Here is a 14,259-nt window from a genome sequence, read left to right as displayed (position 1 = left end):
GAACTGACGTGAGGAGCCTCCTTGGCGCGCGACCCCTATCTGGAGCTTGGCGTTTCCCGCACCGCGAGCGCGGCGGAAATCCGCAAGGCGTTCCACAAGCTCGCCAAGCAGCACCACCCCGACGCCAACAAGGGCGACAAGAAGTCGGAGGAGAAGTTCAAGCAGGTCAGCGCCGCCTTCGACATCCTGGGCGACGCCGACAAGCGCAAGAAGTTCGACGCCGGCGAGATCGACGCCGACGGCCGCGAGACCATGCGCGGCGGCTTCGGCGCCGGTGGCGGCAACCCGTTCGGGGCCGGCTTCGGCGGGCGCGGCGGCGGCTTCCGCAGCAGCGGCGGCGGCGAAGGTCCCGAGATCGACCTCAACGACCTGTTCGGCGACATCCTGGGACGCAATCGTGGCGCGGGGGCCGGGGCGGGCGGCGGCTTCGGCGGCGGCGGCTTCGCGGCCAGGGGCGCCGACGTGCGCGCCCGGCTCGACATCGACCTGGAAGAGGCGATCAAGGGCGGCAAGAAGCGCGTGGCCTTCTCGGACGGCCGCACGATCGACGTCACCATCCCGGCCGGCGCCCAGGAAGGCCAGACGCTTCGCTTGAAGGGGCAAGGCAGCCCGGGCCGGGGCGGGCAGGGCGACGCCCTGATCGAGCTGGCGATCAAGCCGCACCCGATCTATCGGCCCGAGAACGGCGCCCTGGTCATGGACCTGCCGGTCAGCGTCCCCGACGCGGTGCTGGGCGGCAAGGTCGAGGCCCCCACCCCCGACGGCCCGGTGACCCTGACCGTCCCCAAGGGCTCCAACACCGGCGCCAAGCTGCGGCTCAAGGGCCGCGGCCTGGCCGACGCCAAGGGCCACCGCGGCGACCTGTTCGCGCGGCTGGTGGTGACTTTGCCGGACGCGCCGGACGCGGAGTTGGAGAAGTTCGCGGAGCAGTGGCGGGAGAAGCGGCCCTACGCGCCGAAGCGGCGGTAGGGGGCCCGCGACGCCCTCTCCGGCGACCTCGGTTCTGTCGTCGAAAAGCGTTCAGCTAAAAGCTGCGATGATGGTTTCGAGGGGCAGGAACAGCGTGCGGCTCTCCGCCGGATATTCGATGAATTCAGCGCAAGCCAGATAGAACTGCTTGGCCCGCTGATTCTTGGCTTGAACGAGGACCGCGCCGATCCCGATGCTTTGCGAAACGATAGCGATCCGTCGAAGGGCGTCTGAGAGAATGTCGGCGCCGAGACCTCGGCCGGCATAGGCCCGGCTGACCGCCAGACGGCCGATCACGGAGACCGGGATCGCGTCGGGCGCATTGCGGCGGAGTTTGCCTGGCGCGGCCTCTCGGTCCACCGCTCCTGCGGAAATGCAGAAATAGGCGACAACGCTGGCGCCTTCACAAACCACATAGGTCCTGGAAAAGCGGCTCTCGTTCTTGAGCGCGCGCTGTTTCAGCCAGTCGTTCAGCGCCGGTTCGCCGCAATCGAAGTTGGAAAGATCATGCTCCGCCGTCAAAGGGACCGGAGCGGACAGCTTCGCCTGCGAACCTCCGGCGCCCGACGCTACGCCTTCCACGCGGGGACTCGACCTAGCAACGCGCGCAACTTGGGCCCAGGCGCGGGAGGATTGTCGAGGGCGTGGACGAACGCATCGAAGCGCGCGGGGTCGAGGACAAACAGGCGTTGATCCAGCAATACGTCGATGGCGAGCGCCCGGGCGCTTTCGATCATGAACTCGGTTCGCGTCTTCCCCAGGACGGCGGCTGCGTCATCGATGAGCTGGCGCGTTTGCGCCTCGATACGCAGGTTGATGCTGCCCTTGACCTCCGCGCTGGACGGGGATGGCTCCGTGCTTGCCGGGGCTCCCGGAGGCAATTCCGCCAATGTGGGGGAGTGGCTCTTGACCATCTGAACATTGTTGGGGAGTGTATGCACATTGTCAATACGGATGGTAATGGGACGGGTCACCGAACGCCGTCCACGGACATCGGACCATCTCACCCCACCCCGTTCGGCAGGGCCGCCTTCTTGATCAGGTAGGCGCCCTGGCCGACGCCGAAGCTGCCCAGCAGGGCGGTGTCGATGTCGGGGAGGGTGGTGGTCTTGACGATGTCGACCAGGGTCAGGAACTCCCAGCTGGCGGCGGCGAAGATCACCGTGGCGACGCTGCTGATCAGGATCATCTGGAAGTCGCCCAGGTCGGCGACGCCGAAGTCGTTGAGCACCAGGTCGGCGATCCTGGGCCGTGGCGCGGGATCGGCCGGGGCGGGGGCGACGACGCCCGGGGCGGCCGCCGCGGCCGCCGCGGCGTTGGCGTCCTTCTGCACGGCCACCACCTTGGCCGCGCCGAACGACAGGCCCGAAAGCCCGGTCATGGCCAGGACATTGGCGGTCATCGAGATGCCGCCCATGAATTCCCAGCCCAGGAACCAGGCGCGCAGGATCAGGGTGGCGCCGTAGACCATGGCCACGACGCCGAACCACAGCGCCACCTGGGTCTGGGAATTGCTCACCCTGTTGTCGTTGCCGATCAGGAACCGCCAGGGGCGGCCCGCCGTGGCCAGGCTGGCGAAGGCGGCGATCACCGCCAGGGCCGAGGCCAAGGCGATCGTTCGCTGCAGGGCCGGCACGGGCCGGGCGAGGCGGGTGACCTGGATCACGCGTCGGGGGTTCACGGGATCGTCGACGGTCAGCCAGATCCGGTCTCCGGGCCGGGCGCCGAGCTCCAGGGCCTGCTTGTCGGCCGGCCGGTCGACGGTCAGCGCCACCGGGCCGGGGGCTCCGGTCGGCAGGAGGGTCAGCTGGTCGGCGTTGGCGCCGAGTTTCGACGGCGAAACCCCAATGGCCTGGATCACGCCGTCCACCGGGGTGGGCGTGACGCTGGACGGCGGTGTATCGGCGGCGGCCGTCGCGGCCAGGCCCCCAAGCCCCACCAGCGCCAGCGCCAGGCCGCAGATCAGGGCCGCGCCCCGCAGATCTCCCAACCACCGCATGCGTTTCCCCACAGGTTTCGGGATCCCGCCAGGCCCCGGGCGAGGATCCGACGGCGCGTCGAGGCGTTTGGCTGCAACCTGCCGTCTTGCATCCGAGGATTGTATCCTAAAACCCCGTTACCTGAACTGGCAAGTGCGCGGCGAACGCGCCGGCGCCGACGCTTTTCGCGACGGGATCGGCCGGGACGGCGAGCCGCGTGGCCATCGTTCGCCGAATCCGTGACAGAACGACGTTGCCCGTCCATAACGGCCGTGTTCAGCCTCTATTCAGCCGCGACGCTCTACACCGGAGCCCATGAAGCCGATCCATTTCCTCTTCGCCGCCGCCCTGGCCGCCGCCGCCCTCCCCGGCGTGGCGTCCGCCCAGCGCGGGCCGGACTCGCTGGGCGCCGACTGGCGCGCCCGGCAGGACCAGGCGCGCGGGGGCGTGCAGTCGGGCCAACTGGTGCCGCTGGGGCGGGTGATCGAGCAGATCGGCCGCCGCACGCCGGGCCGCGTGCTCGACGCCGGCCTGGAGGGCCCTAACTATCGCGTCCGCTGGGCCACGGCCGACGGCCGCCGCATCGACTTCATCGTCGACGCCCGGACCGGCCAGATCCTCAGCGCCAACTAAGTCCCCATATCCAGCGTCCCGAGACAGAGGCTCCTCCATGCGCATCCTGCTTGTCGAAGACGATCCCGACCTGTCGCGCCAGCTGAAGCTGGCCCTGGGCGACGCGGGCTACGCCGTCGACCACGCCCCCGACGGCGAGGAGGCCCAGTTCCTGGGCGAGACCGAACCCTATGACGCCGTGGTGCTGGACCTGGGCCTGCCCAAGGTGGACGGCGTCTCGGTGCTGGAGCGCTGGCGGCGCGGCAATGTCGCCACCCCGGTGCTGATCCTGACCGCGCGCGGCTCGTGGAACGAGAAGGTCGCCGGCTTCGACGCCGGGGCCGACGACTACCTGACCAAGCCGTTCCACACCGAGGAGCTGCTGGCCCGCCTGCGCGCCCTGCTGCGCCGCTCGTCCGGCCACGCCTCGCCGACCCTGTCGTGCGGCGGCCTGCGCCTGGACCCGCGCGCCGCCCGGGCCAGCGTCAACGGCGAGCCCCTGCGCCTGACCTCGCTGGAATACCGCCTGCTGCACTACATGATGATGCACCAGGGCCGGGTGATCGGCCGCACCGAGCTGGTCGAGCACCTGTACGACCAGGACTTTGACCGTGACTCAAACACCATCGAGGTGTTCATCGGCCGGCTGCGCAAGAAGCTGGGCAGCGATCGCATCGAGACCGTGCGCGGCCTGGGCTACCGCCTGACCCCGCTGGAAGGCGAGACCAGCGAGTGACCCTCCGCGGGAGCGCCTAGCCGTGTGGGACCTCAGCAAGCGCTCGCTGGTCCGGCGGCTGGTGCTGCTGGCCGCCGCCTGGAACCTGGTGGTGCTGGTGCTGGCGGGCGTGTTCCTGACCGCCCAGTTCCGCGACGCGGCGATCCGCCGGTTCGACCAGTCGCTGGCCGTGCTGACCGACGACCTCTATGCCGGCTCCACCATCGACGACGGGGTGCTGAAGGCCCCGGTGCTGACCGACATCCGCGCCACCCGGGCCTATTCCGGCCGCTACTGGACGATCTTCGACCAGCCGGCCGGCGGCGGCGGGCTGAACGTGATCGAGCGCTCGCGCTCGCTGTTCGACAGCGACCTGATGATCCCGGTCGAGCAGTCCGAGCGGCTGATGTCCGAGCCGGGCAAGACCCTGTATTTCGATCTCAAGGGCCCGCAGAACCGGCCGTTGCGAGCCGCCGCCCTGCTGGCCCGGCTGCCCGGCTATCCGCGGCCGGTGGTGTTCATCGCGGCCGAGGACCGCTCGCCGATCGACGCCGACGCCGACCGTTTCGGGCGCATCACCACCCTGGCCCTGGTCATCCTGGGCGTGGGCCTGATCGCCGCGGTGGTGGTTCAGGTGCGGGTCGGCCTGGTGCCGCTGTTCCGGCTGCGCCGCGAGGTGGCCGCCGTGCGCCGCGGCAAGGCCGAGAAGCTGGACGGGGACTATCCCGAGGAGCTGGCCCCGCTGGCCGTCGAGCTGAACGCCCTGCTGTCGCATAACCAGGAGGTGGTCGAGCGCCAGCGCACCCATGTCGGCAACCTGGCCCACGCCCTGAAGACGCCGCTGTCGGTGATGCTGACCGAGGCGGGCCAGCGGCCCGGCGCCCTGGCCGACGTCGTCGCGCGCCAGGCCCAGACCATGCGCGAGCAGGTCGACCACCACCTGCGCCGGGCCCGCGCCGCCGCCCGCTCCCAGACCTCGGGCGAGCGCACGCCGGTCGAGCCGATCATGGACGAGCTGGCCGTGACCCTGGAGCGGATCTTCCAGGACAAGGGCGTCGAGATCGACTGGCGGTGCCCCGAGGACCTGTGCTTCCAGGGCGAGCGCCAGGACTTCATGGAGCTGGCCGGCAACGTGATGGAGAACGCCGGCAAGTGGTGCAGGGGCAAGGTGCGGGCCGAGGCCGTGGCCAGCTCGCCCGAGCGGATGACCCTGACGGTCGACGACGACGGCCCCGGCCTGCCGCCCGATCGCTGGATCGACGCCCTCAAGCGCGGCCAGCGGATGGACGAGCACACGCCCGGCTCGGGCCTGGGGCTGTCGATCGTCGACGAACTGGCCCGCGCTTATGGCGGCTCGGTCACCCTGGGCGCCTCGCCGCTGGGCGGCCTGCGCGTGACCCTGGTGCTGCCGCGCTCGGAGGGGTGAGAAAAAACCCTCTCCCGGAGGGGAGAGGGAGGGACCCAAGCGAAGCTTGGGAGGGTGAGGGGTGAAGGCGTTGGACGGTCTGCCGGCGGCGCCCTCTACGAAAACGGTGAAGGCGTAACCCCTCACCCTCCCAACCGCTTCGCGGTCGGGCCCCGCCCTCTCCCTCTGGGAGAGGGTTCAAACCTTCGGCTCAACCCAACATTTCGCGGAGGTCGCTCCATGCCCCCAGCGACCTTTCGACGCCCCTGTTCGGGCCGCGAAAACTTATGGTTTCGGAAAGTCTTAACCTCGTTGGCGACATGGTTGACGCGGCCCGGAGCGGGCCCGTTCGGTGGGGGGTTATGGCAGCGATCGCCGCCAACAAGTTGCTGATGGTGCGGAAGCTGGTGGAAACCGCGCCTGACGCCGCGTTGCGCAGTCTTGAACTCGCCCTGGCCGGCCCGGCCGGCGGGCAGGGCGCGCTGGCGATCGTGCGCGGCCTGGTCGAGGACGAGGTCGCCGCCCGCTATGTCCGCAACAGCGTGCTGGCCCCGATCGTCCCGCTGTGCGCCGCTCGCGACACCGAGCAGACCTCCTTTCCGCCGCGTACCCTTACCCTGCTGTGGGCCGCCCTGAAGCAGCAGGCGCCCGCGAAGGTCGAGGAGGCCGCGGCGCGCTGCAATCCGTGGGACCTCGAGCAGGGCCCGCCCGACGTCTTCAACGAGCTGTGCAAGATCGCCGCCGGGGGCCTGCGGGCCCAGGCCGAGGCGGGCTTCCGGGCCCTGGACGCCATCTGCGACATCGACGAGCTGGCCTCCTGCCTGGAGCTGTCGGCCATCGTCCGCGCCGCCCTGCCCAGGCTGCAGGAATGGGTCAGCAGGATGAGCGAGGAACGCGCCTCCTCGGCCCGGCTGGCCTACAAGGACGCCTGCGCCATCCGCCCGGACGCCGGGCCGCTGCTGTTCGAGATGCTAGCCGCCCACCTGCCCGACGACTTCCGCATCCTGCGGGTGATCTCGGCGGTCATGGACCGGCCGGGCGACAAGTTCTGGGCCTCGTCCGAGGTCGGGGTGTTCGGCGAGCGGGTGCTGGCCGACATCGAGCGGAACATCGATTTCATCGCCGCCTTCGACCCGGTCAAGGGCGAGGCCGAGGGCCGCAAGGCCGCCGCCGCCGCCCAGAGGGTGGCCCAGCAGATCACCGAGCTGGAGCAGTCGGTGAACCTGGTCAAGGACGGTCCCTGGGGCCGCCGCGTCGCCAAGCACAAGCAGGCGATCGCCCAGGTGGTCGAGGGGCGGATGAACGCGGCCGAGAAGGAGCTGCTGGCGGCCCTGCCGCTGCGGCCGATCTCGATCCTCGGCGGCAAGAAGGGCAAGGGCGTGCCGCAGCTGACGGCCGAGCCCGACCAGGCCCAGGTCCGGCGGCTGACCGCCGTGCTGGTGTTCATCGCCGAGATCCGCGGCTGCGCCATGCAGAGCGGCTACGGGTCCAGTCGCGCCAAGGTGCTGGAGAAGCTGAACGGGCGCCTGGACCAGTATATCGAGGACATCCTGCATATCGTGCGCACCGGCGACGGCGGCGACCAGGGCCTGGCCCGCCTCTATGTCGACCTGGCCGCGGGCTACATCGCCTACAGCCGCGACGAGAAGACCGCCGAGATCGTCCGCCGCCGCGCGGCCGCGGCCATGGCGGCGGCGGCCTAGGGGCTGTCCGCTCCTTAAGCGCTTTTTTCGCTAACGTTCGCCCTCGTTTCCCCGCTAACACGCGCAACATGATCGCTTTCTGGATCGCCGCGGCGGGACTGTCGGCCGTCGTCGCCGCCCTGATGCTGCGCGGCGCCGCGCGGGCGTCCCTGGGCGTGGGCGACGACGGCAGCCTGGCCGTGCACCGGCGGCAACTGTCCGAGATCGACGACCTGGCCGAGCGGGGCCTGCTGGCCGACGCCGAGCTGAAGGGCGCGCGGGCCGAGGCCGGCCGCCGGCTGATCGCCGCCGCCGACCGCCAGGCGCCGTGGCCGCCGGCCAATCCCAAGCTGCGGCCGCTGGTGCTGACCCTGGCCGCCGCCGCCCCCGTGCTGGCCATCGGCATCTACGGCCTGGTCGGCGGGCTGGGCATGGCCGACCAGCCGTTCCTCAAGCGCGTGGCCGAATGGCGCAGGACCGACCTCACCCAGCTCGAGCCGCAGAAGGTGGCCGCCGTGCTGGAGCAGATCGCCATCCAGCGGCCGACCGACCCCGAACCGCTGAAGAACCTGGCCCTGGTCCGGATGATGGCCGGCGACGCCACCGGCGCGTCCCAGGCCCTGCGCCGCGCGGTGATCCTGGCCCCGAACCGCGCCGACCTGTGGGCGGGGCTGGGCGAGACCTTCCTGGCCGACGGCCAGGGCGAGATCGGAACCGACGCCCGCAAGGCCTTCGCCGAGGCGCTCAAGCGCGATCCCGGCAATGTCAGCGCCCGCTACCACCTGGGCCTGGCCCGGATCGCCGACGGCGACGTCCAAGGCGGCCTGGCCGACTGGAAGGCGCTGCTGGCCGACCTGCCGCCCGACGACCCGCGCCGCATGGGCTTTGGCCACCAGATCGCCCAGGTCCAGGCTGACGGCGGCCTGCGCGCCAGCGCCGCCCCCACCGGCCAGCCGGCCGAAGCCGCGCAGGGCGCGGACGTCCAGGACATGATCCAGGGCATGGTCGCCGGCCTGGCCGCGCGGCTCGAGGCCAATCCCGACGATCCCGACGGCTGGATCAAGCTGGTGCGCGCCTATGCCGTACTGGGCGACGCGGCCCGCCGCGACGCCGCCCTGGCCAAGGCCCAGGCGCGCTACAAGGACCAGCCCAAGGTGCTGGCCGCCCTGCGCCAGGCGGCGCAAACTCCCTCCCAAAAGACCTCCCAGCCATGAGCCTGCTGCCCAAATCCCGCAAGGCGCGCCGCCGCCTGATGGTCCTGGCCGTCGCCGCCCCGGTGGTGGCCCTGGCCGTCGGCCTGGCCCTGTGGGGCATGCGCGACGCCATCTCGCTGTTCTACACCCCGGCCCAGGCCGCCGCCGCCCATGTGCCGGCCGGCCGCAAGGTGCAGCTGGGCGGGCTGGTCAAGGTCGGCAGCGTGGTCAAGCACCCGGACGGGCTGGTCGAGTTCGTGGTCGCCGACCAGCGCTCCACCGCCCTGGTCCGCTACCAGGGCGACCTGCCGGACCTGTTCCGCGAGGGCCAAGGCATCGTCGCCTCGGGCGCCTTCGACGAGTCCGGAACCTTCGTCGCCAAGCAGGTGCTGGCCAAGCACGACGAGCGCTACATGCCGCGCGAGGTCTCCAAGGCCCTGAAGGAACAGGGCGAATGGCGCGGCGACGGCGCCAAGCCGGCCTATGGAAGCTACCAATCCGGGAAGCCAACCACGTGACGTCGATCCTGCGCCTTCCTTCTCCCCTTGCGGGAGAAGGTGGCCTGCGTAGCAGGTCGGATGAGGGGTCGCACCGGCGGCGCCGTGCGCGGCCGACCGCGCCTTCGACCTCTCATCCGTCGCTTCGCGACACCTTCTCCCGCAAGGGGAGAAGGGGAGTTCTCGCATGATCACCGAATTCGGCGCCTACGCCCTGGTCCTGGCCCTGGTCCTGTCGGTCCTGCAGACGATCCTGTCGGCCGTGGGCGGCGCGCGGCGGTCGTCGCTGCTGGCCGGCGCCGGGCGCGGCGCGGCGGTGGGGACCTTCCTCTGCACGGCCCTGACCTTCCTGGCCCTGGTCCACGCCTTCGTGGTGTCGGACTTCTCGGTGGCCAATGTCGCGGCCAATTCCCACACCGCCAAGCCGATGCTCTACAAGGTGGCCGGCGCCTGGGGCAGCCACGAGGGCTCGATGCTGCTGTGGTGCCTGGTGCTGACCGGCTACGGCGCGGCCGTGGCCAGCCTGGGCGAGGCCCTGCCGCCCCGCCTGCGGGCCTACGCCGTGGCCACCCAGGGCGCGCTGGGCGTGCTGTTCCTGGCCTACACCGTCTTCGCCTCCAACCCCATGGCCCGGCTGCTGGACGTTCCGGTCGAGGGCGCGTCGCTGAACCCGCTGCTGCAGGACCCGGCCCTGGCCTTCCACCCGCCGTTTCTCTACTGCGGCTATGTCGGCTTTTCGGTGGTGTTCTCGTTCTCGATGGCCGCCCTGATCGAGGGGCGGGTCGACGCGGCCTGGGCCCGCTGGGTGCGGCCCTGGACCCTGGCGGCCTGGAGCTTCCTGACGGTCGGCATCACCCTGGGGGCGTTCTGGGCCTATTACGAGCTGGGCTGGGGCGGCTGGTGGTTCTGGGACCCGGTCGAGAACGCCAGCTTCATGCCCTGGCTGATCGGCACGGCCCTGCTGCACTCGGCCGTGGTGCTTGAAAAGCGCGGGGCCCTGCCGGGCTGGACGGTGTTCCTGGGGCTGGCGGCCTTCACCTTCTCGATGCTGGGCGCCTTCCTGGTGCGCTCGGGCGTGCTGACCAGCGTCCACGCCTTCGCGGTGGACCCGACGCGCGGGATCCTGCTGCTGACCATCATGGGCATCGCGGCCGGGGCCGGCTTCGTGCTGTTCGCCCTGCGCGCCCCCAGCCTGAACAGCGGCGGCCTGTTCGCCCCGGTCAGCCGCGAGAGCGCCATCGTCCTGAACAACATCATCCTGTCGACGGCCACGGCCGTGGTGCTGGTCGGCACGCTGTTCCCGCTGATCCGCGAGGCGACCGACGGCGAGGCCGTGTCGGTCGGGGCGCCGTTCTTCAACATGACGTTCGTGCCGCTGATGGTTCTCGCCATGGCGATCCTGCCGGCGGGGCCCCTGCTGGCGTGGAAGCGCGGCGACGCGCGGCTGGTGGTCCGCCGGCTGTGGCTGGCCCTGGCCTGCGCCGCGATCCTGGGCCTGGTCGCCTTCGCCGTGGTCGCCCCGCGCAGCGCCCTGGCCAGCAGCGGCCTCGTCGTCGGCTTCTGGCTGGTCGGCGGGGCGCTGCTGGAGCTGGCCGAGCGGGCGAAGGCCTTCCGCGCGCCGTGGGCCGAGGTCCGCCGGCGCCTGACCGGCCTGCCGCGCGGCGCCTGGGGCACGACCCTGGCCCATGCCGGCCTGGGGATCTTCGTGCTGGGCGCCAGTTTCGAAACCACCTGGCGGGTCGAGGCGGCCCAGGCCCTGAGCGTCGGCGGGCAGCTGAAGCTGGGCGCCTACGAACTGGTCCTGACCGAGGTCGGCACGGTCGAGGGCGAGAACTATATCGCCGAGCGCGGGGTCGTGAAGATCACCGAGGCCGGCGCGCCGGTCTGCGAGGCCCGGCCCGAGCGCCGCTTCTACCCGACCGGCAAGCAGACCACCTCGGAGGTGGCGATCTGCCCCAAGGTGCTGGACGACCTCTATGTGGTGCTGGGCGAGCGCCGGGCGGGCGCGGGCGGCCAGCCGGCCTGGCTGGTGCGGGCCTTCGTCAATCCGTGGGTGCGGCTGATCTTCCTGGGCCCGCTGGTCATGGCGATCGGCGGCGCGGTGTCGCTGTCGGACCGCCGCCTGCGGTTCGGGGTCGGGAGCAAGAACGCCACGCGCAAGGCGGAGACGGCGGCGTGAGACGGCTCCTGATCGCCCTCGCCGCCATCGCCTGCATGGCCGGCGCCGCCGCCGATCCGGCCGAGCGGCTGCCCGACCCCGTCCAGGAGGCCCGGGCCCGCGAGATCTTCCGCGAGGTGCGCTGCCTGGTCTGCCAGAACGAGTCCATCGACGACTCCGAGGCGGCCCTGGCCGGCGACCTGCGCCAGGTCGTGCGCGACCAAGTGAAGCAGGGACGCAGCGACGGTCAGATCCGCGCGTTCCTGGTCGAGCGCTATGGCGAGTTCGTGCTGCTCAAGCCGCCGTTCTCGCTGGGCAACGCGCTGCTCTGGGCCACGCCTGGGATCGTGCTGATTCTGGGCGGCGTTCTGATGGCGCTGCTGCTGCGCCGGCGCCCCGCCTCGGCGGCTGACGGCGAAGATACGCCGGCGCTTTCACAGGTCGAGGAAGCGCGTCTTCAGGTGTTGTTGAAGGACGAATGACACGATTGCGCCGCGAAGACGCCGCAAGACCATCTTGAGCGTGGACGCATGATCTCTTCGAAGACCATTGCGCCTTTCGCCAGCGCAACTAGGTTCTCAAGCCAAGGACCCGGCGCCGCGCGCCGTGGGTGAGGAAAGACGTAAGATGGCTGCTAGGAAGTCTGGTTTCTTTGTCGGTGCGGTGGCCGGTGCGGGCGTGGCCTGCGCGGCGCTGGTCGGCGTGGGCATGCGCATGGGTCCCGCGGGGGCCGCCGAGCCGGCCCAGGTGATCCGCACCTCGGGCGCGCCGATGGCCAGCGGGACGCCGATGTTCGCGCCGCCGCCCGGCGCGCCGATGTCGTTCGCCGACATCTTCGAGCAGGTCTCGCCGGCCGTGGTGCAGATCGACGTCACGTCCAAGGCCGCCGCCGCGCCGAAGCTGCGCATTCCCGGCCTGGAAGGTTTCGACATCGTGCCCAAGGGCCAGAAGGGCGAGGACGGCGAAGAGGCCCCCGGTCCCAAGCAGCAGTCCTCGGGCTCGGGCTTCTTCATCTCGGCCGACGGCTACCTGGTGACCAACAACCACGTCGTGGCCGACGCCGACGACGACGGCATCAATGTCGTGCTGAAGGACGGCCGTGAGCTGAAGGCCACCATCGTCGGCCGCGACGAGGGCACCGACCTGGCGGTCCTCAAGGTGGTCGACCCCAAGGCCAAGGGCGCGGCGTTCCCGTTCGTGAACTTCGAGAACCAGGCCAAGCCGCGGGTCGGCGACTGGGTGATCACCATCGGCAACCCGTTCGGCCTGGGCGGCACCGCCACGGCCGGCATCATCTCGGCCTATAACCGCGACCTGGGCGACAGCTCGTCGACCTTCGTCGACTACATCCAGATCGACGCGCCGATCAACCGTGGCAACTCGGGCGGCCCGTCGTTCGACATCTACGGCCGGGTGATCGGGGTCAACACCGCGATCTTCTCGCCGACCGGCGGCTCGGTGGGCATCGGCTTCGCCATCCCGGCCGATGTGGCCGAAAACACCGCCAAGCAATTGATCGCCGGCGGCAAGGTGGTGCGCGGCTATATCGGCGCCCAGATCCAGTCCTTCACCAGCGAGATGGCCGAGGCCCAGGGCCTGAGCGGCGTCAAGGGCGTGATCGTCGCCGACCTGGTGCCCGGCGGTCCGGCCCAGAAGGGCGGCCTGATGCCCGAGGACGTGGTCACCGCCGTCAACGGCGTCGAGGTCAAGAGCAACTCGGAGTTGACCCGCGAAGTGGCCAAAGGCCGTCCGGGCGACACCCTGAAGCTGTCGGTCCTGCGCGGCGGCAAGCCGCGCACGGTCGAGATCAAGTCGGGCGTGCGGCCCACCGAGAAGGAACTGTCGCTGAACGACGACGACAGCGACGAGGGCGGCGCCGATGCGCCGGCCAAGCCGCAGGCCCAGAAGTCGGAAGCCCTGGGCATGACCCTGGTGCCGATCGACGAGGCCGCCCGCCGCACCTACGGCATCGACGCGGCGGTCAAGGGCGTGCTGATCGACGGCGTGAAGGCGACTTCGGACGCCGGCGAGAAGGGGCTGCGCAAGGGCGACGTCCTGACCAGCGTCAACGGCGAGCCGGTCTCGTCGGCCGCCCAGGTGTCGTCGGCGGTCGAAGCGGCCAAGAAGCTGCAGCGTCCCAGCGTCAACCTGCGGATCATCCGCGCCGGTCGTCCCACGATCGTGCCGCTGAAGATCGCGCCGTAGGGCTAACGCTAACGCCGATACGCGAGGGCTTTCGCCCGCGCGCGGATCACGTCACCATCGCCGGGACGTGACGACAACACGATAGAGGGCGTCATCGATTCGTACGGTGGCGCCCTTTCGTGCATCCGGGGACTGGCTGAGCATGCGTATTCTGATCATCGAGGACGATCTCGAGGCGGCGGCGGCGATGCGCCATGGCCTGACCGAGGCCGGCTACGACTGCGTCCACGCGCCCGACGGCGAGGCCGGCCTGACCGAGGCGGGCAAGGGCAAGTTCGACGTGATGATCGTCGACCGGATGATGCCCAAGAAGAACGGCGTCGAGGTGGTCGAGACCCTGCGCCGCGAGGGCGACCAGACGCCGGTGCTGTTCCTGTCGGCCCTGGGCGAGATCAACGACCGCGTCACCGGCCTGCGGGCCGGGGCGGACGACTACCTGGTCAAGCCCTATGCCTTCGCCGAGCTGATGGCCCGGGTCGACGCCCTGTCGCGTCGTCGCGAGACCGGCGCCGTGGCGACCACCCTCAAGGTGGGCGAGCTCGAGATGAACCTGATCAACCGCACGGTCCATCGCCAGGGCAAGGAGATCGACCTGCAGCCCCGCGAGTTCCAGCTGCTGGAATTCATGATGCGCCACGCCGGCCAGTCGGTGACCCGCACCATGCTGCTGGAGAAGGTGTGGGAATACCACTTCGACCCGCAGACCAACGTCATCGACGTGCACGTCTCCCGCCTGCGCTCGAAGATCGACAAGGGCTTCGACCGGGCCATGCTGCAGACCGTGCGCGGGGCCGGCTACCGGCTCGATCCGTAGGCGGCGTTCCGAGGCTGTGTTAGGCTAGGA

14 protein-coding genes are annotated in these 14,259 nt (G+C 70.7%); 11 read left to right on the top strand and 3 right to left on the bottom strand.

Going from position 1 to position 14,259, the window contains the following annotated elements; translation table 11 throughout:
* Positions 1-21: 21 nt before the first annotated feature.
* Positions 22-969, top strand: coding sequence for a DnaJ C-terminal domain-containing protein (locus J2X41_RS13050; protein ID WP_310082351.1), 948 nt, complete (start codon positions 22-24; stop codon positions 967-969).
* 51 nt (positions 970-1,020) lie between these two features.
* Here J2X41_RS13050 and J2X41_RS13045 read toward each other — a convergent pair whose 3' ends face one another.
* Genes J2X41_RS13045 through J2X41_RS13035 form a run of 3 tightly spaced genes read right to left on the bottom strand, consistent with a single transcriptional unit; the run spans position 1,021 to position 2,968 of the window.
* Positions 1,021-1,551 carry a GNAT family N-acetyltransferase gene (locus tag J2X41_RS13045; protein WP_310082350.1) on the bottom strand — a complete coding sequence of 177 codons (531 nt, stop codon included), beginning with the start codon at positions 1,549-1,551 and terminating at the stop codon, positions 1,021-1,023.
* A complete protein-coding gene (locus J2X41_RS13040) occupies positions 1,539-1,943 on the bottom strand; it encodes a DUF1778 domain-containing protein (protein ID WP_310082348.1) in 405 nt (134 codons plus the stop codon). The genes J2X41_RS13045 and J2X41_RS13040 overlap by 13 nt, the downstream gene beginning before the upstream one ends.
* A 29-nt stretch (positions 1,944-1,972) precedes the next feature.
* Positions 1,973-2,968 carry a hypothetical protein gene (locus J2X41_RS13035; RefSeq protein ID WP_310082346.1) on the bottom strand — a complete coding sequence of 332 codons (996 nt, stop codon included), beginning with the start codon at positions 2,966-2,968 and terminating at the stop codon, positions 1,973-1,975.
* Between the two features lie 295 nt (positions 2,969-3,263).
* Here J2X41_RS13035 and J2X41_RS13030 point away from each other — a divergent pair, with 295 nt between their 5' ends.
* The 10 genes from J2X41_RS13030 (at position 3,264) to J2X41_RS12985 (ending at position 14,229) form a co-directional block, all read left to right on the top strand.
* The gene (locus J2X41_RS13030; protein WP_310082345.1) at positions 3,264-3,581 is read left to right on the top strand and encodes a PepSY domain-containing protein; all 318 of its coding nucleotides are present in this window, start codon (positions 3,264-3,266) and stop codon (positions 3,579-3,581) included.
* A 37-nt stretch (positions 3,582-3,618) separates the two neighbouring features.
* On the top strand, positions 3,619-4,296 hold the full coding sequence (locus J2X41_RS13025; protein WP_028038332.1) for a response regulator transcription factor: 678 nt from the start codon (positions 3,619-3,621) through the stop codon (positions 4,294-4,296).
* Positions 4,297-4,318: 22 nt separating this feature from the next.
* Positions 4,319-5,701, top strand: coding sequence for an ATP-binding protein (locus J2X41_RS13020; RefSeq protein WP_310082341.1), 1,383 nt, complete (start codon positions 4,319-4,321; stop codon positions 5,699-5,701).
* A 341-nt stretch (positions 5,702-6,042) separates the two neighbouring features.
* The gene (locus J2X41_RS13015; protein WP_310082339.1) at positions 6,043-7,383 is read left to right on the top strand and encodes a hypothetical protein; all 1,341 of its coding nucleotides are present in this window, start codon (positions 6,043-6,045) and stop codon (positions 7,381-7,383) included.
* A gap of 68 nt (positions 7,384-7,451) precedes the next feature.
* The gene (ccmI, locus tag J2X41_RS13010) at positions 7,452-8,576 is read left to right on the top strand and encodes a c-type cytochrome biogenesis protein CcmI (RefSeq protein ID WP_310082337.1); all 1,125 of its coding nucleotides are present in this window, start codon (positions 7,452-7,454) and stop codon (positions 8,574-8,576) included.
* A complete protein-coding gene (ccmE, locus tag J2X41_RS13005; RefSeq protein ID WP_310082336.1) occupies positions 8,573-9,073 on the top strand; it encodes a cytochrome c maturation protein CcmE in 501 nt (166 codons plus the stop codon). Before ccmI ends, ccmE begins: the two co-directional genes overlap by 4 nt.
* 166 nt (positions 9,074-9,239) lie before the next feature.
* On the top strand, positions 9,240-11,231 hold the full coding sequence (locus J2X41_RS13000) for a heme lyase CcmF/NrfE family subunit (protein ID WP_310082335.1): 1,992 nt from the start codon (positions 9,240-9,242) through the stop codon (positions 11,229-11,231).
* Positions 11,228-11,692, top strand: coding sequence for a cytochrome c-type biogenesis protein (locus J2X41_RS12995; protein WP_310082334.1), 465 nt, complete (start codon positions 11,228-11,230; stop codon positions 11,690-11,692). Before J2X41_RS13000 ends, J2X41_RS12995 begins: the two co-directional genes overlap by 4 nt.
* Positions 11,693-11,837: 145 nt before the next feature.
* Positions 11,838-13,415 carry a trypsin-like peptidase domain-containing protein gene (locus tag J2X41_RS12990; protein ID WP_310082333.1) on the top strand — a complete coding sequence of 526 codons (1,578 nt, stop codon included), beginning with the start codon at positions 11,838-11,840 and terminating at the stop codon, positions 13,413-13,415.
* A 142-nt stretch (positions 13,416-13,557) separates the two neighbouring features.
* The gene (locus tag J2X41_RS12985; RefSeq protein ID WP_310082332.1) at positions 13,558-14,229 is read left to right on the top strand and encodes a response regulator transcription factor; all 672 of its coding nucleotides are present in this window, start codon (positions 13,558-13,560) and stop codon (positions 14,227-14,229) included.
* The last annotated feature ends 30 nt before the right edge of the window (positions 14,230-14,259 follow it).

The sequence above is a fragment of the Caulobacter sp. BE254 genome, from assembly GCF_031457295.1.
GTDB lineage: Bacteria > Pseudomonadota > Alphaproteobacteria > Caulobacterales > Caulobacteraceae > Caulobacter.
The sequence above is the reverse complement of the archived record's forward strand: the minus strand, read 5'-3'. Positions and strand labels throughout refer to the sequence as shown.

Excerpts from the sequence above, each read along its gene's own strand:
- J2X41_RS13035 (WP_310082346.1), bottom strand. The coding sequence starts at position 2,968 with ATGCGGTGGTTGGGAGATCTGCGGGGCGCGGCCCTGATCTGCGGCCTG.
- J2X41_RS13030 (WP_310082345.1), top strand. The coding sequence starts at position 3,264 with ATGAAGCCGATCCATTTCCTCTTCGCCGCCGCCCTGGCCGCCGCCGCC.
- J2X41_RS13025 (WP_028038332.1), top strand. The coding sequence starts at position 3,619 with ATGCGCATCCTGCTTGTCGAAGACGATCCCGACCTGTCGCGCCAGCTG.
- J2X41_RS13015 (WP_310082339.1), top strand. The coding sequence starts at position 6,043 with ATGGCAGCGATCGCCGCCAACAAGTTGCTGATGGTGCGGAAGCTGGTG.
- ccmI (WP_310082337.1), top strand. The coding sequence starts at position 7,452 with ATGATCGCTTTCTGGATCGCCGCGGCGGGACTGTCGGCCGTCGTCGCC.
- ccmE (WP_310082336.1), top strand. The coding sequence starts at position 8,573 with ATGAGCCTGCTGCCCAAATCCCGCAAGGCGCGCCGCCGCCTGATGGTC.
- J2X41_RS13000 (WP_310082335.1), top strand. The coding sequence starts at position 9,240 with ATGATCACCGAATTCGGCGCCTACGCCCTGGTCCTGGCCCTGGTCCTG.
- J2X41_RS12990 (WP_310082333.1), top strand. The coding sequence starts at position 11,838 with ATGGCTGCTAGGAAGTCTGGTTTCTTTGTCGGTGCGGTGGCCGGTGCG.
- J2X41_RS12985 (WP_310082332.1), top strand. The coding sequence starts at position 13,558 with ATGCGTATTCTGATCATCGAGGACGATCTCGAGGCGGCGGCGGCGATG.